Genomic DNA, 24486 nt, shown 5'->3' on the forward strand with positions numbered 1-24486 from the left:
TTCCTTTACGGCCCGCTAACGCAGAGACAATCATGCCAGTCATCAAAACTTCTTCGCCGCACTCCGCGCCGGTGGCGGAAAACATTTTCTGGTTACGGGTGGAAAATGCTGCCCGTCAGTACGGATTTGTGTTGTTAGTCCTCCTGTTATTGGCCGGGTTCTGCGGCCTGTTTTCGAAAGGGGTGTTCAGCAATGCCCACCTGGCATCCACTGACGGCAAGGTCGACGTGGACTATGAACGGTTTGGCCGCAACCAGAGCGATATGGACCTCAAGCTCACCCTGAACGCGCCGCCGGGCGAGAACTACACTGTGACGCTCGGTGGGCAGTTTATGGATACTTTCGAAATTAATGCGCTGTATCCGCAGCCATGGCGCTTTAGCAGTCATGACGGCAGTATGACGCTGGAATTCCACGACCAGCCCGAAGGGGGGCAGCATACGCTGTGGTTGAGTATTCAGCCGCGTCGTTGGGGCAACGTTGTTTCCACGTTACGGATAAATCAGCAGCCTGCCGTTTCGCTCACGCAATTCATCTATCCTTGAGGGCCGCGCATGGATATGATCCTCAGGGCTGTCGTTATTTATCTGGTATTAGTCCTGGTTTTTAAAATCGCGGGTCGGCGTGCCTTGTTGCAGATGACCTCCTTTGATTTGATTCTTCTGCTCATCATCAGTGAAGCCACTCAGCAGGCACTGCTGGGCAGCGATTTCTCGGTGACAGGCTCTGTACTCAGTATCGTCACGCTTATCGTAATGGACATGCTGTTCGGGAAAATCAAAAAATACCTGCCCGGCGCCGAGGAGATGATTGACGGTTCCCCGGTCATTCTGGTTGAGCACGGTGTTCTGATGCGGGAAAAAATGCGGATGGCCGATATCTCTGAGGACGACATTATGGTGTCGGCGCGAAACAACCAGGGGCTGACTGCGCTTTCGCAGATTAAATTTGCGATCCTCGAAAGTAACGGTCATATCTCAATCATCGCGCAGCAGTAAAGGCTGGAAGCGATAACGCTTTAATGACACAATATTTTTTTCACGGTTTTCAGGATAGGTGATGAAAAAGATTGCGATTCTCGGCGCGCTGCTGGCATTAAGCGGGTGTGTCCAGGTGGATGATTATAATCAGGTGGTGAAAGCGCCAGCGCCTTCGGATCTGGCGGGTTACTGGCAGTCGGAAGGCCCGCAGAGTGCGATGGTCAGCCCGGAAGCGATAGCCACGCTGGTTATCACCAAAGAGGGCGATACGCTGGATTGTCGCCAGTGGCAACGCGTTATCGCGCGACCAGGTAAGCTGATGCTGCGTGATGACGACATTTACAATGTCACGAACAAGAAAGAAGTTTACGCCATCGACCGGGAAGGCGAGCGCATCGATTACGACCGCATGACGCTCAAGCGCGTTGACCGGCCGACCCAGGAATGCGCGGATTACCTGCAAAAGAATCCGCTGATTTCTCCGCTGCCATAACCTGGATTGCGTTAGTCACCCCTGCTGGCATATCGCGCCGCCGGGGTGAGTTTGAGCTCATACCTTAAAGCACGTCTTCCATTACCCACACGCTCACGCTGCCGCCGTTGCAGGTAAAGATGCCGTTGCCCTGCGCATCGGTTTCGACCACTTCCTCGCGATTATTGAGAAAATCTTTCCAGCGCTTGTTGCCGTAGTTGTCGCCGAGCGTCAGCGTTTTTTCGCCTTCGTCGCCGTTGGACAATACCACCACACAGCCGGGTGCATCGTCAGTTCCGCTTCGGCTGAAAGCGATACAGTTTGGATGATCGAACCAGAGCGTTTGCACGCCGTGGGCAAAGCGCTGGCGGGCGTCAATCAGTTCGTGTAGCTGCTCAATCACCGGCATGTCGATTTTATAGCTGTTGCCGTCGCCACCGGTGTCTTCGTAAATCGCCCCGAACAGGTCAGCGTAGAACACCGAGGGCACGCCATTTTCTCGCAGTAATATCAGCGCATAGGCCAGCGGTTTAAACCACGGTTCGACCGGGGCTTCCAGCGCCTGTAGTGGTTGAGTGTCGTGATTGGTGACCAGCGTAATAGCGTGGAACGGGTCGGCTTCCACCAGCGTACCGGTGAAAATCTGGCTCATGTCATAATCGCGGCCCAGGCGCGAGGCCTCGTGGAATTTCATCTGCAATGGTGCATCAAACAGCAGCGTCTGCCCGTCGACCTGATCGATATACTGCTGGAGCTTATCGACTTCGTGGGACCAGTATTCCGCCACGATGAACAGCGGCTTTGGCGCCACTTCCTGTACGTGTTCAATCCACTCTTTGTAGAACCACGCCGGAATGTGTTTCACCGCATCCAGACGGAAACCGTCGCATTGCGTTTGTTCCATCACCCAGCGCGCCCAGTATTTGAGTTCCTCGGTGACCGCATGATTGCGGAAATCGATATTCTCGCCCATCAGGTAGTCGAAGTTGCCCATTTCGTTGTCGACCTGATCGTTCCAGCCTTCGCCGCTGTAATCATTGACGATTTTAAATACGCCGTTCTCGTCAGGATTTTCGATGTGATCGATACCACTGAAGCATTTGTAATCCCAGACAAACCGCGAATATTTCCCTGCGCGAACCGGGAAAGTGTATTTGGTCCACGCGTCGCATTCGATGACTTCATCGTCAATTTGCGTGCGGTCCTGCTCGTTGACGCGCTGGACGTGGATGCGTTCTTTTTCATCGGCGCCCATTTTATGGTTCACCACCACGTCGAGCAGCACTGCGATATCGTTCTTTTTCAGCGCATCGATAGCAGCCAGCAGTTGAGCTTTATCACCGTATTTGGTGGCAACCGATCCTTTTTGATCAAACTCGCCGAGGTCGAAAAGATCGTAGCTGTCGTAGCCGACGGAATATCCGCCCGAAGCGCCTTTATACGCCGGGGGCAGCCAAATCATGTTGACGCCAATTTCATTGAGATTGGGTGCAAGCGCTTCGACCTCTCGCCACAATTCACCGCCAGTGGGGTAATACCAGTGAAAACATTGCAACAGGGTAGGATTGCGCATATACGGACTCCGTGTGACCAGGAGACTTTAGTATGGAATACAAAGCGGAAAAACACCTGGCGCGCAGCGCGCGCCAGTGAATCAGTTGGTTGGCGTGTCGCGGGATCCCTGCGGCACCAGAACGTGACCGCCTTGTTTGCCGTAGGTGGTGAGGACCGATTTTTGAATGGTGGACTGGCCAACCAGTTTTGCCAGCTCCTCCATTCGCGCCTGCAGCAGGCGTTTGACCTCGGTTTCATTGTCGAGGATCGAACGCAGCACCGGACGCAGCTGATCCTGGATGACGGCCGACGGCTCCGTTTGTTGCGTTATTTCTGCCAGTTTTTGCACCGCACTGACATACTCCATTTCACAGGCAATCAGTTCGTCCCATTGTCCTTCTGTGGCGAATCGCAGCATGACGAGGCTTCGGTCAAGCAGCTGCTGGTACAGGCTATAGAGTTGCGGTGCAGGGCTCATTAGACGGCGTCCTGAATCAGAGTGGGCGAGAGGGCAACTTCTTTCCAGGCATCCGCAATATCGCGCAGCACGGATTCCACTTCTTCAATAGCAGAAACCTCATTACGTAGATTGGCCTGCAGGAGTCGCCTCACCATCCAGGCGTAAAGCGCAATCAGGTTTTGCGTAAGCTCATCATTACTTTTTTCATCGAGGCCCACTTTGAGCCCGTTTTCGATGATGTTGATGGCTTTTGAGAGGGAAAGGCCTTTCCCCTCCACGTTGTTATCCTGCATAAACAGGCGCGCACGCACCAGCGCACTGAGTGCGCCATCAAACAGCAGAGTCACCAGTTGCTGTTGGCTGGCGCTCATTACCGCGCTTTCGACTCCGATTTTTGCGTAGGCCTGTGTACCTTTTGCGCCGTACATATTAGCTCCTGGGCGTATTTAATTAGCTTTTGCTGCTGGAAGTTGATTCGAACTGCTGTGTCAGATAGCTGCTGGTGGAGTTCAGTGAGTTCATCAGAACGTCCAACTGGGTAAACTGGGCTTTGTAACGCGCCATCAGTGTGTCAATGCGATCACTGGCGGCGTTGTACTGGGTGGTCAGGTTGTTCAGGGTTTTGCTCACGCCATCGGTTGCTGCCTGAATAATCCCGGTCGTGGAGAGCCAACTGGTCAGGTTGCTGCCCATAGTGGTAGTGACGCCGGTGGTTTTGCCGTCGCCGACAAACATGTCTTTAATATCCGCGGAATTATTCTTCAGTGCTGTTTCCAGTTTGCTGCTGTCGACCGACAGCTCACCGGTTGAGGGATCGCTGGTAATACCAATCTGTGCCAGGGTTCTAAACGATGAGCTCCCCGAGCTGGTCAGCATACTTTTCAGCTGGGTCTGAATGGTACGCAGTGTGCTGTCACCGAGCAGGGCGCCGTTGCTGGTATCCTGAGCATCCGTTCCGGCATCAACCTTGGTGTATTTGGTTAGCGAGGAGAAGGTGTCCTGCAATGCGTTATAAGCGGTTACCCACGTTTTGATAGCGGCTTCTGACTTTGAATTATCTTTAGAAATTGTCAGCGTCTGGTTGCCGGTGGTGGTGTCGTTCAGGTTGAGGGTAATGTCTTCCAGCGCATCGCTGATGGTGTTGCTGCTGTTTTCAATCGGAACGTTGTTGACCGTCAGCATCGCATTCTGCGCTGTGACACTTTCTTCCATCCCATTGCTGGTACGGTCATAACCCATAAAGCTTTGCAGGGCGCTGTCACCGCTGACGCTGATGCTCATCGCATTATCACTGCCGGTATCATTCGAGGTGACAGACAGGCGGTACTTACCGTTACCGACGTTAATGATACTGGCGCTGACGCCCGCGTCGGCTTTGTTAATCGCATCGCGAATGCCATTCAACGAGGAGTTGGCTGCAGAGATATCGATGGTAACGGGCTTCTTGCCACCGCCTTGCTGGATGGTGATGGTGCTGTCCGCGCTGGCAATCGCCGTTTTGCTGTCGGCCTGCGTGCTTTTGGTGGTCAGCGTCTGGGCCTGCGCCAGTTGCGACACGCTAATGGTGTACTTTCCGGCAATCGCGTTGCCGGTAGTGGTGGCGCTAAAGGCGGAGGAGGAGCTGGCAGTGGTGGTGGCGGTAAACAAATCAGCGCTGTTCAGCGCGGTATTTGCTGTTTGAAAAGACGCCAGTGCATTTTTCAGCGTGCCGTAAGCGCTCAGTTTGGCGGTATATGAGGATTGCTGAGCTGATATAGGGTTCAGCGTTGATTTTTCCGCTGCCTCCAGACTGTCGAGGATGCTGCTCAGATCTAAACCTGAACCGACACCCAGCGTAGAGATACTTGCCATATCTGTTCCTTAATCTTTTGACATGTAAAACGAATACCGGGGTTATCGGCGGGAATAGCGCAAAGTTTACGTTTAATTTTCTTTTTTTAATGGCGGGAATAAAGCCAACAGGGAAGACTATTTCGGCGGCTAAAAAATTATTCCAGTGTTTGTGAAAAAAAATCTAAAGGTTAGTGGGGGGGCGACGATAACCACATTGACGGCGATTGAGCCGACGGGTGGAAACCCAAATCTAACCTACAGATTTGAAACACAGGAAACGAAATCATGGCACAAGTCATTAATACCAACAGCCTCTCGCTGATCACTCAGAACAACATCAACAAAAACCAGTCTGCTCTGTCGACTTCCATTGAGCGTTTGTCTTCCGGTCTGCGTATCAACAGCGCGAAAGACGATGCGGCGGGTCAGGCGATTGCTAACCGCTTTACCTCTAACATCAATGGTCTGACTCAGGCGGCGCGTAATGCCAACGACGGTATCTCTCTGGCGCAGACCACTGAAGGCGCGCTGTCTGAAATCAACAACAACTTACAGCGTGTGCGTGAACTGACTGTACAGGCGCAGAACGGTACCAACTCCGATTCTGACCTCGACTCTATTCAGGACGAAATCAAATCCCGTCTGGACGAAATCGACCGCGTATCCGGTCAGACTCAGTTTAACGGCGTGAACGTACTGGCCAAAGACGGCACTATGAAAATTCAGGTTGGCGCCAACGATGGCCAGACTATCTCTATCGATCTGAAAAAAATTGACTCTGATACTCTGGGTCTGAACGGCTTTAATGTGAACGGTAAAGGCACAATCACTAACAAAGCTGCGACAGTTAGTGATTTGACATCTGCAGGTGCAAACTTAAATACCACCACTGGTAATTATGACCTGACTACGACTAACAAAGATCTCACAACTGATGTAGCGTTAAGCAAACTGGGTACCGGTGATACAGTCGTGGTAAACGGCAGCACGTATACATACGACGCCAAAGCCGGCAATTTCACTACCACCAAAACTACCGCTGATGCTGCAGCTCGTAATACATTAGCGGGTACTTTAAAAGCTGATCCGGGTCAGACTGTAAGTGGCTCTTACACCACCAAAACAGGTACAGTGAATTTTGACACAGATTCAACTGGCAACATCACCATTGGTGGTCAAGCGGCTTATGTTGATGCAACTGGTAACTTAACGACCAACAATGCAACCGGTACTGTTGCCGCTAATATGACTTCGGTGTTGAAAGCTGCTAGTGAGAATGCCGATGGCGCAACACTGAGCTTCAAAGGGACTGACTATACCGTCGCAGTGGGTGGTAGCACAACGACGCCAGCATCAGTAAGCTATAAAGCTGCGGTCAGCACTGACGTTGTTTTAGCTGAAACCAAAGCAAATGCGACTGCGATCAATATGAACTCAGGTGTATTGTCTAAGAGCCTTGACTTTGATAATACTGGTAAATCTAATGACGCTACCTATGTTGATAATTCTGGCGACATTACTAACGTCGCTAATTACACAGTCTCTTATGCTGTTAATAAAGATAATGGCTCCGTGACAGTTGCAGGATACTCTTCAGCAACTGACACCAATAAAGTTTATTCTCCGACAATAGGTGCTGCTGTAAATGTAACTGCTAATGGTAAAATTACTACTGATACCACCAGCGCAGGCACCGCAACTTCCGACCCATTGGCAGCCCTGGACGATGCTATCAGCTCCATCGATAAATTCCGTTCTTCCCTGGGTGCTATCCAGAACCGTCTGGATTCTGCAGTCACCAACCTGAACAACACCACCACCAACCTGTCTGAAGCGCAGTCCCGTATTCAGGACGCCGACTATGCGACCGAAGTGTCTAACATGTCCAAAGCGCAGATCATCCAGCAGGCGGGTAACTCCGTGTTAGCTAAAGCAAACCAGGTTCCACAGCAGGTTCTGTCTCTGCTGCAGGGCTAATCCTGATAATGCTTCCAACCCCGCCTCGGCGGGGTTTTTTTGTTTTAGAGTTTTACTTAACTCGCCAAATAACCCCCCCTTTTAGCCACTATTCCGTCGATTAAAACCCCTCCAGAAACGGATAATCATGCCGATAACTCAACTATTGCAGGGCTGTTTATCGTGAATTCACTCTATACCGCTGAAGGTGTAATGGATAAACACTCGCTGTGGCAGCGTTATGTCCCTTTGGTGCGACACGAAGCATTGCGCCTTCAGGTGCGCCTGCCCGCGAGCGTGGAACTGGACGATCTGCTTCAGGCGGGCGGCATTGGGTTATTGAATGCCGTCGAACGTTACGATGCTCTGCAAGGCACGGCATTTACCACCTATGCAGTTCAGCGCATACGTGGCGCGATGCTGGACGAATTGCGCAGCCGCGATTGGGTGCCGCGCAGCGTCCGCCGCAATGCCCGAGAAGTGGCGCAGGCGATGGGTCAACTGGAACAGGAACTGGGGCGCAACGCGACGGAAACAGAAGTCGCTCAACGTCTTGGCATTGCTGTTGAAGAGTATCGACAGATGCTGCTGGATACCAATAACAGCCAGATTTTCTCCTACGACGAGTGGCGGGAAGAGCACGGCGACAGTATCGAGCTGGTGACTGAAGAGAATCAACAGGAGAACCCGCTCCATCAACTGATGGAAGGCAACCTGCGTCAGCGCGTGATGGACGCAATTGAAGCGTTACCGGAACGTGAGCAGCTGGTGCTGACGCTCTACTACCAGGAAGAGCTCAATCTGAAAGAGATTGGCGCGGTGCTGGAAGTGGGAGAGTCGCGCGTCAGTCAGCTTCACAGTCAGGCCATCAAGCGTTTGCGAACAAAACTGGGTCGGTACCAGGAAGGCGGTTAAGCCGTCGCACCTGGAGTAATGCCGCACATAGCATTGACTACCAGGAGTTATCATGACGGTGCAGCAGGTAAAAAGACGGCCTTTAAGCCGCTATCTTAAAGACTTTAAACACAGCCAGACGCATTGTGCCCACTGCCACAAAATGCTCGATCGCATTACGCTTGTGCGCAGCGGGGAAATCGTCAACAAAATCGCCATTTCCCGCCTCGATACCTTAATGGACGAAGCCGACTGGCTGCAGGAGCGCCGCGAGTGGGTCGCGCTGTGCCGTTTCTGCGGCGACCTGCACTGCAAAGAGCAGAGCGACTTCTTCGATATCCTCGGCTTTAAACAGTATCTGTTCGAACAAACCGACATGAGCCCGGGCACTGTGCGCGAATATGTCGTGCGCCTGCGTCGCCTTGGCAATCATCTTTCGGCCCTGAAAATCGACCGTGAGCTTCTCGAGGGTGAAGCGGACGAAAACCTCGCGCCGTGGCTCCCGCAGACCAGCACCAACAACTACCGCATCGCGCTGCGAAAGTATTCGCAATTCAAAAACCGGCGGCTGGCGGTGGGCCAGCAGACGTTCGCGTATCAGGCAACCTCTGAGTTATATTAAATTTGAATGGCTTATAACGGACGGGTATTAGCTGTTTTTCCCAAACGTCTTACACTGCAAAAAATTCGAATTTTCGGGGGAATGATGAAATTAGCATTTATGGGCCGTCAGGCTCTGATGGGAATGATGGCCGTGGCGCTGGTCGCCGGGGCAAGCGTGAAAACCTTCGCAGCGGAAAACTTGCTGAATCAGGTTAAAGAGCGCGGCACGCTGCGCGTAGGTCTGGAAGGCACCTATCCTCCGTTCAGCTTCCAGGGCGATGACGGCAAACTGACCGGGTTTGAAGTGGAATTTGCGCAGGAGCTGGCGAAGCATCTGGGCGTAAAAGCGGACCTGAAACCGACCAAATGGGACGGGATGCTGGCCTCGCTGGATTCCAAACGTATCGACGTGGTCATTAACCAGGTTACCATTTCTGACGTGCGTAAGCAGAAATATGACTTCTCCACGCCGTATACCGTGTCCGGTGTTCAGGCGCTGGTGAAAAAAGGCAACGAAGGTGTTATCAAGACCGCGGCTGACCTGAAAGGCAAAAAAGTCGGCGTGGGTCTGGGCACCAACTATGAAGAGTGGCTGCGTCAGAACGTGCAGGGCGTGGACGTGCGTACCTATGATGATGACCCGACTAAATATCAGGATCTGCGCGTAGGCCGTATCGATGCGATTCTGGTTGACCGTCTGGCGGCGTTGGATCTGGTGAAGAAAACCAACAATACGCTGGCCGTCACCGGTGAAGCGTTCTCCCGTCAGGAGTCTGGTGTTGCGCTGCGTAAGGGCAACGAAGAGATGCTGAAAGCCATCGATGCCGCCATTGCGGACATGCAGAAAGACGGTAGCCTGAAAGCGCTGTCTGAAAAATGGTTCGGCGCTGACGTCACCAAATAACACCGCATCGCTTAAAAAAGGCGCTATTTAGCGCCTTTTTTTATTTCACCGGCAACTGTGTGCATAATAAAAAGAAAATCAGGAGGTGCTATGTCACTGCAAAACCTTACTCGCTTCCCACGGCTGGAATTTATTGGCTCGCCGACGCCGCTGGAATACCTGCCGCGTCTGTCCGATTACCTGGGCCGCGAAATTCTTATTAAGCGCGACGACGTCACACCGATGGCGATGGGCGGCAACAAGCTGCGCAAGCTTGAATTCCTCGCGGCAGATGCGCTGCGCGAAGGAGCTGACACGCTGATTACCGCCGGTGCGATTCAGTCTAACCACGTGCGCCAGACGGCGGCGGTGGCGGCGAAGCTCGGCCTGAACTGTATCGCGCTGTTGGAAAACCCGATCGGCACGAAAGCAGAAAACTATCTGACCAACGGTAATCGCCTGCTGCTGGATTATTTCAACGTGCAGGTCGAGATGTGTGATGCGCTGACTGACCCGGATCGTCAGATGGAAGAGCTGGCGACCCGCGTCGAAGCACAGGGCTTTCGTCCGTATGTGATCCCGGTCGGCGGCTCTAACGCTCTTGGTGCGCTGGGCTATGTTGAAAGCGCGCTGGAAATCGCGCAGCAGTGCGAAGGCGCTGTATCGCTCTCCTCTGTTGTGGTCGCATCCGGCAGCGCAGGCACCCACGCGGGGCTGGCGGTGGGTTTAGAACAGCTAATGCCTGACGTTGAACTGATTGGCGTAACGGTTTCCCGAAGCGTTGCCGATCAGAAACCGAAAGTCGTCACGCTGCAACAGGCGGTGGCGGAAAGCCTGGCGCTCAAGGCCAACGCGGACATCACCCTCTGGGATGACTATTTCGCGCCGGGCTACGGCACGCCGAACGACGAAGGCATGGAAGCGGTGAAACTGCTCGCTCGCCTGGAAGGGATTTTGCTGGATCCGGTGTATACCGGAAAGGCGATGGCCGGACTCATTGACGGCATCAGCCAGAAACGCTTTAAGGATGAAGGCCCGATCCTGTTTGTGCACACCGGCGGCGCTCCGGCGCTGTTTGCCTATCATCCACACGTATAAAAAGAAGCCATAATGCAAGAAAGTATCCAACTGGTTATCGACTCGCTGCCTTATTTGTTAAAAGGGGCAGTGTTCACGCTACAGCTGAGTATTGGCGGGATGTTCTTCGGCCTGGTGCTGGGTTTTATCCTGGCGCTGATGCGCATGTCTGCCATCGGGCCGGTGCGCTGGATTGCCCGTTTTTACACCTCGATTTTCCGCGGTACGCCGCTTATCGCCCAACTGTTCATGATCTATTACGGTCTGCCGCAGTTTGGTATCGAGCTGGATCCGATTCCGGCGGCGATGATTGGCCTGTCGCTCAACACCGCGGCGTATACCTCTGAAACGCTGCGAGCGGCAATTTCCTCGATTGATAAAGGTCAGTGGGAAGCGGCGGCGAGTATCGGTATGACGCCGTGGCAGACGCTGCGTCGCGCGATCCTGCCGCAGGCTGCACGCGTAGCGCTGCCGCCGCTGTCGAACAGCTTCATTAGCCTGGTGAAAGACACCTCGCTGGCGGCCACCATTCAGGTGCCGGAACTGTTCCGTCAGGCGCAGCTCATCACCTCGCGCACGCTGGAAGTGTTCACCATGTACCTGGCCGCATCGCTGATTTACTGGGTGATGGCGACGGTGCTGTCCGCGTTGCAGAACTACTTCGAAAACCAGCTGAACCGCCAGGAGCGTGACCCGAAATGAGTGCTATCGACGTTAAAAACCTGGTCAAAAAATTCCACGGTCAGACGGTGCTGCACGGGATCGATCTGGAAGTGAAAGAGGGCGAAGTGGTGGCGATTATCGGGCCGAGCGGCTCGGGAAAAACCACGCTGCTGCGCAGCATCAACCTGCTGGAACAGCCGGAAAGCGGCACTATTCGGGTGGGGGACATCACCATCGACGCCACGCGTCCGCTGAGTCAGCAAAAAGGGCTGATTCGCAGCTTACGTCAGCATGTCGGATTCGTGTTCCAGAGCTTCAATCTGTTCCCGCACCGTACGGTGATGGAGAACATCATTGAAGGGCCGGTTATCGTCAAAGGGGAAAGCAAAAGCGAAGCGACCACGCTGGCGCGCGAACTGTTGGCGAAAGTGGGGCTGTCGGGTAAAGAAACCAGCTACCCGCGTCGCTTATCCGGCGGGCAGCAGCAGCGCGTGGCCATTGCCCGGGCGTTGGCCATGCGTCCGGACGTCATCCTGTTTGATGAACCGACTTCCGCGCTGGACCCGGAGCTGGTGGGTGAGGTGTTAAGCACCATTCGACAACTGGCCCAGGAGAAGCGCACGATGGTGATCGTGACCCACGAAATGAGCTTTGCGCGCGACGTCGCCGATCGCGCCATTTTCATGGATCAAGGCCGGATCGTGGAGCAGGGCGACGCCAAATCGCTGTTTGCTAACCCACAGCAGCCGCGCACCCGCCAGTTCCTCGAAAAATTCCTCATGCAGTAACCCCCTGTGGCCTGGTAACGCCGGGCCACGTATTCCTGTCCGTCAGAAACTCAACTTAAGTTTCCCTTTCGAAACGCCACCTATCGCGCTCCGTATCGTAAGAAATTCTGCTCATCCCCTTGATTGTCATGTGAAAACCGAGTGTTTCAGTTTATTTCTGCGGAAAAGGATATTTTTTATATATAAATAATGGTTATGTGTTAGCTTGTTGCATTCATAGGAATGATTATCACTCAGGAGTTTTTTCGTCAGGTATGAGGGACATCGATTTTTTTCAGTGGCGGAAGGATATATCGCAACAATTTCAGTCTGCCACGGCAAATGACCAGGTCTATGCCATTTTGCAACAGCAAACTCACTCACTGGAATATGACTGGTTCGCCCTTTGCGTGCGCCATCCGGTTCCCTTCACCCGTCCAAAACTCTCCTTGCACACCACCTATCCCAAAGCATGGATGGACCATTACCAGGCCGAAAATTATTTCACCATCGATCCGGTGTTGAAAGCCGAAAATTACCGCAACGGGCATCTGCCGTGGAGCGATCGCTTATTCAGCGAAACGCCGGCTTTCTGGGACGCGGCGCGTGCCCACGGCTTACGTCGAGGAATAACCCAATCGTTGATGCTGCCCAATCGTGCGCTCGGTTTTTTATCGGTATCACGACAGCGCAACCAGGCTAACCCGTTATCAGACGATGAAACTGAAATGCGGCTGCAAACGTTGATGGAGTTCAGTCTTTCTGCGCTGGTGCGAATGGAAGATACGATGGTGACGGCGCCGGAAATGAAATTCAGTAAGCGCGAACTGGAAATTCTGAAGTGGACGGCGGAAGGGAAGACCTCAGCGGAAATATCGATAATCTTGTCGATATCCGAGAATACGGTGAATTTCCATCAGAAGAATATGCAGAAGAAATTTAACGCGCCAAACAAAACGCAGATTGCCTGTTATGCTGCAGCGATAGGGATTATCTGACCGCAGCTCAATGCGAAACCAGCTGCGATGAATCGCAGCTGGTATTGAATCACTGGCGGTAAGCTTGTTTAATTTGCTTAACGGTACTGGAAAATACGGCCGCCTGAGCTTCATCTTCCATCTGCGTGATTTGCTTTTCCATTTTAAGAATCACGCGCCCTGCGTCTGCTTGACCCATCGCCTGCAGCATCAGCGTCAGTAACGCTTTCAGGCAAGAAACTTCCTGGGACAATTGTTGATTATTTTCAGCAGTGGAAAAATCAGGAGTGCTCATCTATTTCCTCGTTGGATTTCAGCGCGCATACGCGGGGGTGTTTCAGTAAAGGTCGCGCAGTATACCACAGGGAACAGTCAAAACGGGAGTGCAGGATTTTTGTCCTCTGATCTGAGGTGCTTACACATATTAAGCGCGTACAAGAAAGCGCCTGATGCTTATTTGTTTCTTGCTGGTTCACGCTCCGTTAATTGTTGTTACATTTTTGAGAGTGTATTTATCATCTTTGTAAAACGCAGTGTTATCCGGAAGTTTTTGAAGGCAAGTGTTTAAAAACAAGGTTGTCGTATCTGACTGTTTTGTGGATGTTTCCAGTAAATGTAAATTCTAATTTCCAGAAACCCAAGTAAAATCTTAAACGAGACATCTTTTACCTTTCATTGTCGAGATAAAACCCGTTAATATGGACGCGAATTTAGAGGCAGTTGCGTTATCCCTATTCTGGAGATTATTCCTTTGATCAACATCCTCCTTGTTGATGACCACGAACTAGTGCGCGCAGGGATACGACGCATTCTCGAAGATATAAAGGGTATCAAAGTTGTTGGTGAAGTCTGTTGTGGTGAAGATGCGGTGAAATGGTGCCGTGCAAACCCAGTTGACGTCGTGCTTATGGACATGAATATGCCAGGTATTGGCGGGCTGGAAGCCACACGCAAGATTGCGCGCTCCACCACCGATACTCGAGTCATCATGTTAACCGTTCACACGGAAAATCCGCTGCCAGCAAAAGTGATGCAAGCAGGGGCCTCAGGCTATCTGAGCAAAGGTGCCGCACCACAGGAAGTGGTCAATGCCATCCGCTCCGTGTTTGCTGGTCAGCGTTACATCGCCTCAGACATCGCTCAGCAAATGGCGCTGAGTCAAATTGAGCCCAAATCGACGGAATCCCCATTCGCCAGTTTGTCTGAACGTGAATTGCAGATTATGCTGATGATCACCAAAGGTCAGAAGGTGACTGAGATTTCTGAACAACTGAATCTCAGCCCAAAAACGGTGAACAGCTATCGTTATCGTATGTTTAGCAAATTAAACATTCATGGCGATGTCGAGCTGACACACCTGGCAATTCGCCATGGCCTGTGTAATGCGGAGTCGTTAGCAAGTCAGTGAGTGATGTATTTGATTCAAAAGCCTTTCTAAAAACCGTGACCAGCCAGCCCGGCGTCTATCGTATGTACGATGCCGGCGGCACGGTTATATATGTCGGCAAAGCCAAAGATCTCAAAAAACGCCTTTCCAGCTACTTCCGTAGCAACCTGGGATCACGCAAAACCGAAGCGCTTGTCGGACAAATTTCCCAGATAGATGTCACGGTTACTCACACCGAAACCGAAGCGCTGCTGCTTGAACATAACTACATCAAGCTTTATCAGCCGCGCTATAACGTTTTGCTGCGCGATGACAAATCCTATCCTTTTATCTTCCTGAGTGGCGACACCCATCCGCGGCTGGCAATGCACCGCGGCGCAAAGCACGCGAAAGGTGAATATTTTGGTCCGTTCCCGAATGGCTACGCGGTACGCGAGACGCTGGCGCTATTGCAGAAAATATTCCCGATTCGTCAGTGTGAAAATAGCGTCTATCGCAACCGCTCACGCCCGTGTCTGCAATATCAGATTGGCCGCTGCCTCGGGCCGTGTGTTGCAGGGCTGGTGAGCGAAGACGAATACGCGCAGCAGGTTGAGTACGTGCGTCTGTTCCTGGCCGGAAAAGATGAGCAGGTTGTGAATCAGCTGGTGGCCCGGATGGAAAAAGCCAGCCAGTCGTTGGCGTTTGAAGAAGCCGCACGCATTCGCGACCAGATTCAGGCGGTTCGTCGTGTCACAGAGAAACAGTTCGTTTCTAATGAAGGCGACGATCTGGATGTGATAGGGGTGGCCTTTAACGGTGGCATGGCCTGTGTTCACGTGCTGTTTATCCGTCAGGGGAAAGTGCTCGGCAGCCGCAGCTATTTCCCGAAAGTCCCGGTGGGCACCGAGCCTGTCGAAGTAGTGGAGACGTTTGTCGGTCAGTTCTATCTGCAGGGCAGTCAGGCGCGCACGCTGCCGGGTGAAATCCTGCTCGATTTTAATCTTGGCGACAAAACGCTGCTGGCAGATTCTCTTTCTGAACTTGCCGGGCGACGCATCAATATTCAGACCAGGCCCCGCGGCGATCGCGCGCGTTACCTGAAGCTGGCGCGTACCAATGCGGCGACCGCGTTGGTCACTAAGCTTTCGCAGCAGTCGACTATTCATCAGCGCCTGCAGGCGCTGGCGGCGCAGCTCAAGTTGCCGGAAGTGAAGCGCATGGAGTGTTTCGACATCAGTCACACTATGGGCGAGCAAACCGTGGCGTCCTGTGTGGTGTTTGACAGCAACGGACCGCTGCGTGCGGAATATCGTCGCTATAACATCACTGGCATTACGCCAGGCGATGACTATGCGGCAATGAATCAGGTGCTGCGCCGTCGCTATGGCAAAGATATTGAAGAGAGCAAAATCCCCGACGTCATTCTGATTGACGGCGGGAAAGGGCAGCTGGGTCAGGCGAAACAGGTTTTCGCCGAGCTTGAGGTCAACTGGGACAAACAGCATCCGTTGCTGCTCGGTGTGGCCAAAGGCAGTGACCGTAAAGCAGGCCTGGAAACGCTGTACTTTGAGCCGGAAGGTGAGGGTTTTAACCTGCCGTCCGACTCCCCGGCGTTGCACGTCATTCAACACATCCGCGATGAATCGCACGATCACGCTATCACCGGACACCGTAAAAAACGGGCGAAAGTGAAAAGTACCAGCACCCTTGAGACCATCGAGGGCGTGGGGCCGAAGCGTCGTCAGATGTTGTTGAAATATATGGGCGGGCTGCAAGGCCTGCAAAAAGCGAGCGTCGAAGATATCGCGAAAGTGCCCGGCATTTCACACGGTCTGGCAGAAAAGATCTTCTACTCGTTGAAACATTAGGGGCTCTGTAGCAACATAGGGCTAATTTTACTGACAACAGATAGTTACCGTCGCCATGCAATTTAATATCCCTACGTTGCTCACATTGTTCCGCGTCATCCTGATCCCATTTTTCGTGCTGGCGTTCTATCTGCCATTCGTCTGGGCTCCGTTTGCCTGTGCGTTTATCTTCTTCGTTGCGGCGATAACTGACTGGTTTGACGGCTATCTGGCGCGTCGGTGGAACCAGAGCACCCGTTTCGGGGCGTTTCTCGACCCGGTCGCGGACAAGGTGATGGTCGCCATCGCGATGGTGCTGGTCGTCGAACATTATCACTCCTGGTGGGTGACTCTCCCGGCCGCAACCATGATTGCTCGTGAAATTATCATCTCCGCACTGCGTGAATGGATGGCGGAACTCGGAAAACGCAGCAACGTGGCGGTTTCGTGGATTGGTAAAGTCAAAACTACGGCACAAATGGCGGCGCTAGTGTGGATGCTGTGGCGTCCGAACGAGTGGGTAGAGTGGGCAGGTATAGGTCTCTTTATGGTTGCGGCGGTGCTGACGCTGTGGTCAATGTTCCAGTATTTGAATGCGGCGCGCGGCGATTTGCTTGAACAGTGATCGTTTCGACGTAAATTTCATCAAACGATCTGGTGCGGTGAAAATTAACGTTGACTCAGTGCGTCAGGTAAGTAGAATGCAACGCATCGAACGGCAGCACAGCTTGCCAGACGGTAACAAAATCAAATGATTAAGTTAGTCATCTGATCTGCGGGAATAGCTCAGTTGGTAGAGCACGACCTTGCCAAGGTCGGGGTCGCGAGTTCGAGTCTCGTTTCCCGCTCCAGTTTAAAAGCATCGGCAATTGCGGGTGTTAGTAATTTGGCGCGTTAGCAAAGCGGTTATGTAGCGGATTGCAAATCCGTCTAGTCCGGTTCGACTCCGGAACGCGCCTCCACTTTATTCCCCGAGGCCGGATGGTGGAATCGGTAGACACAAGGGATTTAAAATCCCTCGGCGTTCGCGCTGTGTGGGTTCAAGTCCCACTCCGGCTACCATGGGAAAAAGAATAAAATCAATGATAAGCAGTGTCGTGAAACCACCTTCGGGTGGTTTTTTTGTATTTGCGATCCTGATGTTCTATCTTCAACACACTTCCAACACGAGTAACCAGCGATGAAAACCGGACCGTTAAACGAAAGCGAACTTGAGTGGCTGGACGACGTCCTGGCCCGCTATGGCAACGAGCAGGCCGTGATGGATGTGTCCGAGCTGGACGGCATGCTGACGGCTATTCTTTCATCCCCGGTTGATATTGAGCCTGCTGAGTGGATGCTGGCGGTGTGGGGTGGGGCTGATTTCGTACCACGCTGGGCCAATGACCGCGAGCGCGACCGTTTTGTGAATCTCACCCTACAGCATATGGATGATGTCGGTGAGCGTCTGGGCGATTATCCTGATCAGTACGAACCGCTGTTTGGCACCCGCGAAGAAGAAGGTCAGGAAATCACTATCGTTGAAGAGTGGTGCTTTGGTTACATGCGTGGCGTGGGTTTAAGCGACTGGTCGGCGCTGCCGGAGAGTTTGCAGCCACAGTTAGACGCGATTGCCTTGCACGGCAGTGAAGAGAACTTTACCCGCCTCGAAGCGCTCTCTGCTGAAGAATATATTGCGAGCGTGGATTTACTGAAACCAGCAGCGCTCACGCTCTGCCATTACTGGCTGGATAATCAGCAAGCGGCTCCAGTACAACAGCCAATTAAGAATGAAATCAAAATTGGTCGCAACGATCCGTGTCCCTGCGGTAGCGGAAAGAAATACAAAAGCTGCTGTCTGAAATAAGTCATAAAAAAGGCCCGAAAGGGCCTTTCAGACTGATGACAAACCTAAAACGTTTGAGAGTCGAACCGATCGCACCAGATAAAAAACAAGGAAAATCAATTCATTGATTTTCGGCTGATAACCACAAAGAAGGAAAAACCACGCTTTTTCCTTCTTTGTCAGCACCCTTAAAGGCCCGAAAGGGCCTTTTTTATTTCTGGCATCACCCCACAGCAGGCAGCATCCCAACCGCAATCGCGATTTGCACCAAAATCACCGCCACGCCACAGCCAAATACCAGGCATAACGCAGGCGTTCCGCCGATAACGCGATACGCTGCCTGAGGATGCTGCTGGCGGCTTTTCATCGTCAGCAGCGACGGAATAATCAGCGCCAGCACGGCCAGCGCCACACCCGCGTAGCCGAGCGCCATCACGAAACCCTTCGGATAGAACAACGCAAACGCCAGCGGTGGCAGGAAGGTGACGACCCCGGTCTGAAGACGACCGCTGATGCTGTTTTTACGCTGGAACAAATCCGCCAGATAATCAAAGAGCCCCAGCGCGACGCCGAGGAAAGAGGTCGCCAGTGCTAAATCAGCAAAAAGATGCACCGCCAGTTCCACATGCGGCGTTGCCACCACTTCTCGGATCGCCTGCAGCAGACCGTTCAGTCCGGCGTGGTTGCCCAGCAAGGCGTTGAAGACCGGCGATTCAATGCTGCCGAGCGTTGCCAGCTGCCAGAAGATGTATGCGACCAGCGGGATGAAGCTACCGATCACGAAAATCCGGCGCAGCTTACGCACATCACCATTCATATAGCTGACGATACTCGGCACGCTGCCGTGGAAGCCAAACGAGGTGAAAATCACCGGGATCGCAGAGAGCGCCAGGCCCTGTTGCAGCGGCAGCGTCAGCAGGTTCATCTGATGAATATGTGGCAGAAGCAGCGCCAGCATCAGGATCAGGAACACGATTTTGGCGCTGAACAGGAAGCGGTTAAACAAATCTACCAGCGCCGTGCCCATGCAAATCACGCCGCCACCGATGGCGGTAAACAGCAGCACGCCCCCGGCAGGCGGCAGTTCGATGTTCAGCCATTGGCTGAGACTCGAGGCCAGCAGCTCGCCAGCACCGCTGACATACGCTGCCGTCAGGGCGTACATCAGGAAAAGCATACTAAAGCCCGTCAGCCATTGCCCATAACGCCCAAGGTAACGCAACGCCAGCGACCCGAGACCGGTGTCGGCGGGAACGTGCTGATATACTTCCAGTAGCAACAGCGCGGTGTAGCACATCAGCGCCCACAGGCCCAACAGTAAAACCAGAGTGACGCCAAAGCCAACGCCCGCAGAGGCCAGCGGCATTGCCAGCATCCCTGCGCCGATAGTGGTTCCGGCGACGATTAAAATACTCCCTACGGTGCGGTTCTTCACGCTTTCCTCTGTTATTCAGGATAGAGATGGCTAATTATGCCGCGCAGGTTAGGGGAAAACCCGCAGCGCGTCAAATCTGAATTACAGTGGTTGTAACGTTAAATTTACGGTTGGGGAGGGGGCCACGGCATTCAGGATGCTGCCGGGATTTTACAAGGGGCGTAATAAAATCTGGCCGCTAGCGGAATAGATAACCGGTAGCGGCCAGAGGGGGGGGAATGAGGAGACTTAACGTCCTTCCGTCCCTGCTTTCTTCGCTTCCTGAGCCTCGACGTCCTGATACCAGCGAGGGTGATGTTTCTGCGCCCAGCGGCGGCTGACTTTGCCGACCACCATGCCTTTAATCGATCCCTTAACCCAGAATGCCATATACATATGGATAAGGATGGCGTGGATCAGAATAATGGCGACGGTGGCATGAATCAGCAGGCTATAGCGCACGACTTTTATCGGGAAGAAGTCGGCGAAATAAGGCCGCCAGATTATCACTCCGGTTATCATCAGCACGAATATCATGCTCATAATGGTCCAGAACATCATCTTCTGCCCGGCGTTATATTTACCGACTTTGGCGACCTTATGTTCATTGCCTTTCAGCACCTCAACAATACCTTTTAACCACGGGATATCGTGTTTATCAGGGATGTTGTGCTTAACAAAGCGCGCGAACATAAACATCAGCGCCACGAAAATCAGCACCCCAAAGAACGGGTGCAGAATACGTCCCATCTGTGGCGTACCGAAGGTTTCCGTCAACCATTGCAGCGTCGGGAAGAACAACGCGATGCCAGAGAGCGACACGAGGAAGAAACAGATAACCACCGTCCAGTGACAGGCGCGGTCGATAAATTTCGTCCTGACAATCATCTTGCTCTTCTTAGTCATGATGCTCTTCCTCGTCTTCATCCACCTCTTCGTTGGGTCCAATTCCCACGTAGTGGAAAATCAGTCCGGCGAAGGTCGCAATAAAGCCTGCCGCCGCCAGCGGTTTGAGCAACCCCTTCCACAAACTGATAGGGGTATCAATGTGTGGATCTTTAGGCAGGTTGTGGTACAGCTCCGGTTGGTCCGCATGGTGCAGTACATACATCACGTGCGTGCCGCCAACGCCCTGCGGGTTGTAGAGGCCAGCCTGCGGATACCCCCGTTTTTTCAGCTTCGCGACGCGTTCGTCAGCCACTTCCAGCATCTCTTTCTTGCTGCCAAAGTGAATGGCGCCAGTTGGGCAGGTTTTCACGCAGGCGGGCTCCTGGCCCACACTGACGCGATCCACGCACAGCGTGCATTTGTAGACGCGGTTATCCTCTTTGTTCAGACGTGGAATGTTGAACGGGCAACCGGCGATACAGTAACCACAGCCAATACAGTGTTCCGACTGAAAATCGACGATGCCGTTGGCGTACTGAATGATGGCGCCGGCGGAAGGGCAGGCTTTCAGGCAGCCCGGATCCGCGCAGTGCATACAACCATCCTTGCGGATAAGCCATTCCAGTTTGCCGTTCTGCGTCGTTTCGCTAAAGCGCATCAGCGTCCAGGATTTGGCGCTCAGGTCCGCAGGGTTGTCATACACCCCGACACAGTGGCCGATGTCATCGCGGATATCGTTCCACTCTGAACACGCGACCTGGCAAGCCTTGCAGCCAATACAGCTGGAGACATCAATGAGCTTGGCGACTTCTTCCTTGTAGTCACGCGCCTGAGGCGGTGGCGTCATGGCGTTAGTGGCCGAACGCTTGAGAATATCCTGAGATTGCATGGACATGAGTTCGCTCCTTACGCCTTCTCAATGTTGACCAGAAACGCCTTGTACTCTGGCGTTTGCGAGTTGGCATCACCCACCGACGGCGTCAGGGTGTTCGCGAGATAGCCTTTACGCGCCGTCCCCTCGAAGCCCCAGTGCAGCGGAATACCTACCGTTTCCACTTCCTGTCCACCCGCCTGCAATGTCCGGACACGTTGCGTCACCACCGCTTTGGCACGGATAAAGCCACGCTTGCTGCTGACTTTCACCATATCGCCATTGGCAATGCCTTTGGCCCTGGCCAGCTTCTCACTGATTTCCACAAACTGTTCTGGCTGCATGATAGCGTTAAGCCGTGCGTGTTTAGTCCAGGTATGGAAATGCTCGGTCAGACGATAGGTCGTGCCCACGTAAGGGAACGCTTTGCGCTCGCCCATGCGTTTTGCGTCGGCGTCGAACAGCCGTGCGGCCGGGTTAGAGATGACGTTCGGGTGCAGCGGGTTGGTGCCCAGCGGCGTTTCAAATGGCTCGTAGTGTTCCGGGAACGGACCTTCTGCCATTTTGTCGAGCGCAAACAGTCGACCGACCCCTTCGGGTTGCATGATAAATGGCCCGACGCCACTGCCTGGTGCGGCGGTGTTGTAGTCCGGGATATCGTTGCCAACCCATTTTGTGCCGTTCCATTCGATTAACATCCGTTTCGCATCCCACGGTTTCCCTTGCGGGTCAGCGGAGGCGCGGTTGTAGATGATGCGACGGTTGAGCGGCCATGCCCAGGCCCAGCCGAGGGTATTGCCCAGTCCGGACGGATCGCTGTTATCTCGGTTAGCCATCTGATTACCGTGACGTGTCCAGCTTCCGCTCCAGATCCAACAACCTGAAGAGGTCGAACCGTCGTCGCGCAGTTGGGCAAAGGAATCCAGCAGCTCGCCTTTTTTCACCAGCAATTTGCCATCGGCGTCAAAGAGATCGGCAAGCGCATAACCGTTGCTCTCTTTAGCCACTTCTTCCGATTCCGGCCTGTCCGGCAACGTGTAGTTCCACGTCATATTGAGTACTGGCTCGCTGGCTGTACCGCCTTGTTCGCGGTAAAGCGTGCGCAGGTTGTGGTACAGACCCGCCAGAATTTCGCCATCATTCCGGGCTTCCCCCGGCGCATCAGCGCCTTTCCAGTGCCACTGCATCCAGCGTCCGGAGTTGACGATAGAACCATCTTCTTCCGCGAAGCAGGTGGAGGGCAGACGGAATACCTCAGTCTGAATTTGTGCGGGATCGACGTCGTTGGATTCGCCGTGGTTCTGCCAGAAGTTTGAGGTTTCTGTCACTAGCGGATCAATCACCACCAGATACTTCAGCTTGCTGAGAGAGGCGACCACTTTGTTCTTGTCCGGGAACGAGGCGACCGGGTTAAAGCCCTGGCAGATGTAGCCATTGACTTCACCTTTGTCCATCATGTCGAAATACTTCAGCACGTCGTAGGCCTGGTCCCATTTTGGCAACCAGTCATAGCCCCACTGGTTGTCTGCACGGGCGGCGTCACCCCAGAAGGTCTTCATCAGACTGACGAAGAATTTCGGGTAATTGCCCCAATAGTTGACCTGATTAGGCTGAGTCGCTTTTGGCGTGTTGGCGGCCAGATAGTTCTCCAGGCTGCTCTGCGTGTCTTTTGGCAGTGTCAGATAGCCCGGCAGGCTGGTGGACAGCAGGCCTAAATCGGTTAATCCCTGAATATTGGAGTGTCCGCGCAGGGCGTTCACGCCGCCACCCGCCATCCCCATATTGCCCAGCAACAGCTGGATCATGGCCATAGTACGAATATTCTGCGAACCCACGGAGTGCTGGGTCCAGCCAAGCGCATACAAGAACGTCGTGGTGCGATCGGCCGCGCTGGTTGAGGCCAACACCTCGCAGACCTTCAGGAAATCTTCCTGTGGCGTGCCGCAGATATGCTCAACCACGTCCGGTGTATAGCGGGAGACATGCTCTTTGAGCAGGTTCCACACGCAGCGCGGGTGAGTCAGGGTTTCGTCACGTTTCGCAAAGCCGTTTTCGTCGAACTGATAGTTCCAGGTCGTTTTGTCGTACTGACGTTTTTCTGCGTCATAGCCGCTGAACAGGCCATCATCGAAGCTGAAGTCGTCGCGTACCAGCAGCGCGGCATTGGTATAACTTTTGACGTATTCGGCGTTGATTTTACCGTGGGTCATCAGGTACAGAATAACGCCCGACAGGAAAGTAATGTCGGTACCGGAACGAATCGGCGCATAGATATCCGCCACCGAAGCGGTGCGGGTAAAGCGCGGATCGACCACAATCAGCGTGGCGTCATTGTTGTTTTTGGCTTCCATCGCCCAGCGGAAACCGACCGGGTGGGCTTCAGCGGCGTTGCCGCCCATCACCATCACTACGTTGGCGTTTTTGATATCAACCCAGTGGTTGGTCATCGCACCGCGACCAAATGTTGGAGCAAGACTTGCTACCGTTGGTCCGTGTCAGACGCGTGCCTGGTTATCAACCGCTAACATACCCAGTGAACGGGCAAATTTTTGTGTCAGCATGCCGCTTTCGTTACTGGAAGCGGAAGCGCACAGCATGCCGGTGGAGAGCCAGCGGTTTACGGTCACGTTCTGCGCGTTCTTCTCAATGAAATTGGCGTCACGATCCTCTTTCATCAGGCGGGCAATGCGCGAGAAGGCGTCAGCCCAGCTGATGCGCTGCCACTTATCGGAACCCGGCGCGCGGTATTCAGGATAACGCAGACGATTTTCACTGTGGACATAGTCCAGCAGGCCTGCGCCTTTCGGGCAAAGTGCCCCTCGGTTTACCGGATGATCCGGGTCCCCTTCAATATGGAAAATGCTGGATTTAGCGTTTTTCGCGCCGTCACCCAGGCTGTACATCAACAATCCACAACCTACGGAACAGTAAGTACAGGTATTACGGGTCTCTTTGGCACGCAGCAGTTTGTAGCTGCGTACTTCCGCAAGGGCTGCCGTTGGGGCAAAACCCAACATCGCCGCCGTGGTGCCTGCCATTCCGCCGGCGCAGATTTTAAAGAATTTTCTGCGGCTGACTTCCATCGTAACCTCATTGTTATGACGTATTAACGAAGGTGAAAATAACAGCTAAGGAAGGGGTAATATTGAGTGA

General features: G+C 53.4%; 24 protein-coding genes and 3 tRNA genes. 18 read left to right on the forward strand and 9 right to left on the reverse strand.

Annotated features, from left to right (window positions below; genetic code table 11):
* The first annotated feature begins 32 nt into the window (after positions 1–32).
* The 3 genes from MUU51_RS17375 to yedD all read left to right on the forward strand — a co-directional run bounded on the left by MUU51_RS17375 (position 33) and on the right by yedD (position 1473).
* A complete protein-coding gene (locus tag MUU51_RS17375; RefSeq protein ID WP_258968218.1) occupies positions 33–545 on the forward strand; it encodes a hypothetical protein in 513 nt (170 codons plus the stop codon).
* A gap of 9 nt (positions 546–554) precedes the next feature.
* Positions 555–998, forward strand: coding sequence for a DUF421 domain-containing protein (locus MUU51_RS17380; RefSeq protein ID WP_159775433.1), 444 nt, complete (start codon positions 555–557; stop codon positions 996–998).
* Between the two features lie 61 nt (positions 999–1059).
* Positions 1060–1473 carry a lipoprotein YedD gene (yedD, locus tag MUU51_RS17385; RefSeq protein ID WP_159775431.1) on the forward strand — a complete coding sequence of 138 codons (414 nt, stop codon included), beginning with the start codon at positions 1060–1062 and terminating at the stop codon, positions 1471–1473.
* Between the two features lie 64 nt (positions 1474–1537).
* On the opposite strand, the gene amyA is transcribed toward yedD, so the two are convergent.
* From amyA to fliD, 4 genes are all read right to left on the reverse strand, one after another.
* Positions 1538–3025, reverse strand: a complete 1488-nt coding sequence (gene amyA, locus MUU51_RS17390; RefSeq protein WP_258968219.1) for an alpha-amylase — start codon at positions 3023–3025, stop codon at positions 1538–1540.
* An 81-nt stretch (positions 3026–3106) separates the two neighbouring features.
* On the reverse strand, positions 3107–3484 hold the full coding sequence (gene fliT, locus MUU51_RS17395; RefSeq protein WP_258968220.1) for a flagella biosynthesis regulatory protein FliT: 378 nt from the start codon (positions 3482–3484) through the stop codon (positions 3107–3109).
* Positions 3484–3894, reverse strand: a complete 411-nt coding sequence (gene fliS / locus MUU51_RS17400) for a flagellar export chaperone FliS (RefSeq protein ID WP_258968221.1) — start codon at positions 3892–3894, stop codon at positions 3484–3486. Before fliS ends, fliT begins: the two co-directional genes overlap by 1 nt.
* Positions 3895–3916: 22 nt before the next feature.
* Positions 3917–5317: a flagellar filament capping protein FliD gene (gene fliD, locus MUU51_RS17405; protein ID WP_258968222.1), complete on the reverse strand. Its 1401-nt coding sequence runs from the start codon at positions 5315–5317 to the stop codon at positions 3917–3919.
* A 267-nt stretch (positions 5318–5584) separates the two neighbouring features.
* Between fliD and MUU51_RS17410 the strand changes: the two genes are divergently transcribed.
* The 8 genes from MUU51_RS17410 (at position 5585) to sdiA (ending at position 13140) form a co-directional block, all read left to right on the forward strand.
* Positions 5585–7276, forward strand: coding sequence for a FliC/FljB family flagellin (locus MUU51_RS17410; RefSeq protein ID WP_258968223.1), 1692 nt, complete (start codon positions 5585–5587; stop codon positions 7274–7276).
* A gap of 162 nt (positions 7277–7438) precedes the next feature.
* Positions 7439–8170 (forward strand): RNA polymerase sigma factor FliA, encoded by a 732-nt coding sequence (locus MUU51_RS17415; protein WP_110509631.1) that lies wholly within the window; start codon positions 7439–7441, stop codon positions 8168–8170.
* Positions 8171–8222: 52 nt separating this feature from the next.
* Complete coding sequence (fliZ, locus tag MUU51_RS17420) at positions 8223–8771, forward strand: flagella biosynthesis regulatory protein FliZ (RefSeq protein ID WP_258968224.1); 549 nt, start codon at positions 8223–8225, stop codon at positions 8769–8771.
* Positions 8772–8855: 84 nt separating this feature from the next.
* Positions 8856–9656, forward strand: a complete 801-nt coding sequence (gene tcyJ, locus MUU51_RS17425; RefSeq protein ID WP_258968225.1) for a cystine ABC transporter substrate-binding protein — start codon at positions 8856–8858, stop codon at positions 9654–9656.
* Positions 9657–9746: 90 nt separating this feature from the next.
* Positions 9747–10733, forward strand: a complete 987-nt coding sequence (gene dcyD / locus MUU51_RS17430) for a D-cysteine desulfhydrase (RefSeq protein ID WP_159775415.1) — start codon at positions 9747–9749, stop codon at positions 10731–10733.
* A gap of 12 nt (positions 10734–10745) precedes the next feature.
* Positions 10746–11414 (forward strand): cystine ABC transporter permease, encoded by a 669-nt coding sequence (gene tcyL / locus MUU51_RS17435; RefSeq protein WP_110509634.1) that lies wholly within the window; start codon positions 10746–10748, stop codon positions 11412–11414.
* Positions 11411–12163 (forward strand): L-cystine ABC transporter ATP-binding protein TcyN, encoded by a 753-nt coding sequence (gene tcyN / locus MUU51_RS17440; RefSeq protein ID WP_159775413.1) that lies wholly within the window; start codon positions 11411–11413, stop codon positions 12161–12163. Before tcyL ends, tcyN begins: the two co-directional genes overlap by 4 nt.
* Before the next feature lie 254 nt (positions 12164–12417).
* A complete protein-coding gene (gene sdiA / locus MUU51_RS17445) occupies positions 12418–13140 on the forward strand; it encodes a quorum-sensing transcriptional regulator SdiA (RefSeq protein WP_258968226.1) in 723 nt (240 codons plus the stop codon).
* Between the two features lie 49 nt (positions 13141–13189).
* Here the strand turns inward: sdiA and MUU51_RS17450 are convergent, their stop codons facing one another.
* Entirely contained in the window at positions 13190–13414 is a 225-nt protein-coding gene (locus MUU51_RS17450) for a DUF2594 family protein (protein WP_159775409.1), read from the reverse strand.
* 456 nt (positions 13415–13870) lie between these two features.
* On the opposite strand from MUU51_RS17450, the gene uvrY reads away from it, so the two are divergent.
* The 7 genes from uvrY (at position 13871) to MUU51_RS17485 (ending at position 18181) form a co-directional block, all read left to right on the forward strand.
* Positions 13871–14527, forward strand: a complete 657-nt coding sequence (gene uvrY / locus MUU51_RS17455; RefSeq protein ID WP_258968227.1) for a UvrY/SirA/GacA family response regulator transcription factor — start codon at positions 13871–13873, stop codon at positions 14525–14527.
* On the forward strand, positions 14524–16356 hold the full coding sequence (gene uvrC, locus MUU51_RS17460) for an excinuclease ABC subunit UvrC (protein WP_258968228.1): 1833 nt from the start codon (positions 14524–14526) through the stop codon (positions 16354–16356). Before uvrY ends, uvrC begins: the two co-directional genes overlap by 4 nt.
* 55 nt (positions 16357–16411) lie before the next feature.
* On the forward strand, positions 16412–16960 hold the full coding sequence (pgsA, locus tag MUU51_RS17465; RefSeq protein ID WP_110509640.1) for a CDP-diacylglycerol--glycerol-3-phosphate 3-phosphatidyltransferase: 549 nt from the start codon (positions 16412–16414) through the stop codon (positions 16958–16960).
* Positions 16961–17110: 150 nt separating this feature from the next.
* Positions 17111–17186, forward strand: a tRNA-Gly gene (locus tag MUU51_RS17470).
* Between the two features lie 37 nt (positions 17187–17223).
* Positions 17224–17297: transfer RNA gene (locus MUU51_RS17475), tRNA-Cys, on the forward strand.
* A 13-nt stretch (positions 17298–17310) separates the two neighbouring features.
* Positions 17311–17397, forward strand: a tRNA-Leu gene (locus tag MUU51_RS17480).
* A 118-nt stretch (positions 17398–17515) separates the two neighbouring features.
* Positions 17516–18181: a YecA/YgfB family protein gene (locus tag MUU51_RS17485; protein WP_159775403.1), complete on the forward strand. Its 666-nt coding sequence runs from the start codon at positions 17516–17518 to the stop codon at positions 18179–18181.
* 202 nt (positions 18182–18383) lie between these two features.
* Here the strand turns inward: MUU51_RS17485 and tyrP are convergent, their stop codons facing one another.
* The 4 genes from tyrP to fdnG form a co-directional block, all read right to left on the reverse strand.
* Positions 18384–19595, reverse strand: a complete 1212-nt coding sequence (gene tyrP / locus MUU51_RS17490) for a tyrosine transporter TyrP (protein WP_258968229.1) — start codon at positions 19593–19595, stop codon at positions 18384–18386.
* Between the two features lie 228 nt (positions 19596–19823).
* Positions 19824–20480, reverse strand: a complete 657-nt coding sequence (gene fdnI / locus MUU51_RS17495) for a formate dehydrogenase-N subunit gamma (protein WP_258968230.1) — start codon at positions 20478–20480, stop codon at positions 19824–19826.
* Entirely contained in the window at positions 20473–21357 is an 885-nt protein-coding gene (gene fdxH / locus MUU51_RS17500) for a formate dehydrogenase subunit beta (protein ID WP_159775397.1), read from the reverse strand. The genes fdnI and fdxH overlap by 8 nt, the downstream gene beginning before the upstream one ends.
* A gap of 11 nt (positions 21358–21368) precedes the next feature.
* Positions 21369–24416, reverse strand: a complete 3048-nt coding sequence (fdnG, locus tag MUU51_RS17505; protein WP_258968231.1) for a formate dehydrogenase-N subunit alpha — start codon at positions 24414–24416, stop codon at positions 21369–21371.
* Positions 24417–24486 lie beyond the last annotated feature (70 nt).

The organism is Scandinavium manionii, from assembly GCF_024764775.1.
Taxonomy (GTDB): Bacteria; Pseudomonadota; Gammaproteobacteria; order Enterobacterales; family Enterobacteriaceae; genus Scandinavium; species Scandinavium manionii.